2 protein-coding genes and 1 pseudogene are annotated in these 2409 nt (G+C 67.5%); all 3 read right to left on the reverse strand.

Features of this window, described 5'->3' with window-relative positions:
* On the reverse strand, positions 1 to 768 hold a 768-nt coding region (gene coaBC, locus ACEQXV_RS17890; RefSeq protein ID WP_370270301.1), incomplete at its 3' end, for a bifunctional phosphopantothenoylcysteine decarboxylase/phosphopantothenate--cysteine ligase CoaBC.
* A complete protein-coding gene (locus ACEQXV_RS17895) occupies positions 768 to 1850 on the reverse strand; it encodes a hypothetical protein (protein WP_370270302.1) in 1083 nt (360 codons plus the stop codon). The genes ACEQXV_RS17895 and coaBC, both read right to left, overlap by 1 nt.
* 7 nt (positions 1851 to 1857) lie before the next feature.
* Positions 1858 to 2409: pseudogene (locus ACEQXV_RS17900) on the reverse strand (2-polyprenylphenol 6-hydroxylase); the annotation flags it as partial.

A 2409-nucleotide genomic window follows, 5' to 3' on the forward strand; every position in this document is an offset into this window, starting at 1 on the left:
CACCCCCTGCGGCGTTTCCAGGTTCACCGGCCCCGCCACCAGCGTCACCCGTGCCCCTGCGGCGGCGGCGGCGGCGGCAATGGCAAACCCCTGCTTCCCGCTGGACCGGTTGGCGATGTAGCGGACCGGATCGATCGGCTCATGCGTCGGGCCGGCGGTGACGAGGACGTGCTTGCCGTAAAGGTCGCGGTGCGTCTCGCCGGCGAAGTCAGGCTGGCCTGCAAGCGGATCGGTGCTGCCGAAACTGCGGATCGCGGCCATGATCGCCTCGGGCTCCGGCAAGCGGCCCGGGCCGTATTCGCCGCAGGCCATCGCGCCTTCGTCGGGCTCCATCACCGTCACGCCGTCGTCGCGCAGGCGCGCGACGTTGCGGCCGGTGGCGGGATGCTCCCACATCTTCACGTTCATCGCAGGGACCGCCATGACCGGCTTGTCAGTGGCGAGCAGAAGCGTCGTTGCCATGTCGTCGGCCACGCCTTGCGCCATGCGCGCCAAGAGGTCCGCCGTTGCCGGGCAGACCACCACGAGATCGGCCTCACGGCTGAGCTGGATATGGCCCATCTCGGCCTCGTTCTTGAGGTCCCATAGCGTGGTGTGAACGGGGTTCTCGCTCAATGCCGCGAGCGTCATGGCGGTCACGAACTTCGCGCCCCCCTCTGTCAGCACGCAAGTCACCTCGCCCCCGTCCTTGCGGATCAGGCGCACGAGTTCGCAGGCTTTGTAGGCTGCGATGCCGCCGCCAACGATGAGGAGTATTTTCTTGGCCATCAGGCCGATTCCATGGACGTTTCGTCCCGCCCCCGCAAGGCCAAGACCAGATCGCCCAGCCCGCGCGGCACGAAGGCAAGCCCCGCCAGTGTCAGCGGCAAGCCCAGCGTCGCCCAGTACCAGTTCTCGGGCCGCGCGAAGAGCGCGATCATCGCGGCCAGCCCGATCAGCCAGAGCAGCGCATAGGCCGCCGCCGCCTGCCCCCGCGCCAGAAACCCGAAAAGCGCCAGCACGACCACCGGCCCCGCCAGCCAGAGCGGCAGGAAATAGAGTGCGGTGGACTGGCGAATACCGGCCACGAACAGCGCCGGCCCTGCAAAGCCCGACCACCCTTGCGAGGCCGGATCGGCCGCCGTGGTCACTGCCATGACCGCATTGGCGTGAAGCGTCAGGGCCACCGCGAAAACCGCCAGCACCGCGACCACGCCCGCCAGTTCGCGCCAGCGCCGCATGAGCAGCGCAAGCGCTGCCCAGAGCAGCACGGCCGGCAGCGCCGTCTCGCGGATCAACAAGGCCGCCAGCGCGCAAAGCAGCGAGAGCCAGATCCGGTCGGGCTTGCGCAAGGCCAGTGCCAGCGTCAGCAGCACGCCTGCCCACAAGTCATGGAACATCACCCCCGGCCCCGCCGCGACGACCGCGACGGCCAGCACCATCGCCAATATTCCAATGCCCTCGCCCGAAGTGCGCGCCAGGGCCTTGGGCAGCATGACGGCGCAGCCGATGAAGAGCGCGAGAAGGATGATCTTCAACCCCTTCTCGCCCACCAGCGCAAAGGCCCAGGCCAGCGCGGGCTGACGCACGGTGAAGAAGGGCTTGAGCGGATAGTTGTTGGCACGGTGTTCGGCAACGACCGCTTCGTAATAGCCTTCACCCGACGCCACTCGCCCCGCGATCAGGCGGTATAGCGCATCGTCCCCGATGCCCCGATTGTCGGCAGAGGCGGGAGGTGCGGAGCCTTGGGGCTGCGCCGGAATGGCAGAAAAGACCGTAAGCGCGAGAAGCACGACTGCCACCACGACAGCCGCCATGCGCTGCAGGCGGCGCAGCGGGCTGTCTTCCAGTAACGAAATGCCCCCCAGCAAGACCGCTCTATCCCAGAAGGCCTGCCAGCATCGCGCCATAGACGGCGCCCGCACCGAGGAAGGCGGAAAGCAGGTAAGGCAGGATGGATTCGCTGCCCGGCTGCCGCTCCTTTCGTTCCCAGATCAGTTCGATGTCGGTCAGCGGCGGCGGTTCGGGTGCGCCGCCCTTGGGCGGGAAGCGGTCCTCGATCCGGCGGATCAGGTCGGGGATGCGCAGCAGCGTTTCGGTATCGGTGCGGATACGGTCGGCAATCGCCGCTTCGGGCCCCAGTTCGTCGCGGATCCATTCGCGTACATAGGGCGCGGCGGTGTCCCACAAGTTGATCGAGGGGTCGAGCTGCGTCGCGATGCCTTCGACCATGACCATCGTCTTTTGCAGCAGCAGCAGGTGCGGCTGCGTCTGCATGTCGAAATCGCGCGTGATCGCGAACAGCCCGTCGAGCATCTGGCCGACCGAAAGCTCGCTCACCGGCTTGCCGCGCATCGGTTCGCCCACGGCGCGCAGGGCCGTCGCGAATTCGTCGACGTTGTGATAGCTCGGCACGTATTGCGCCTCGAA

This window comes from Nioella sp., assembly GCF_964229645.1.
Taxonomy (GTDB): Bacteria; Pseudomonadota; Alphaproteobacteria; order Rhodobacterales; family Rhodobacteraceae; genus Nioella.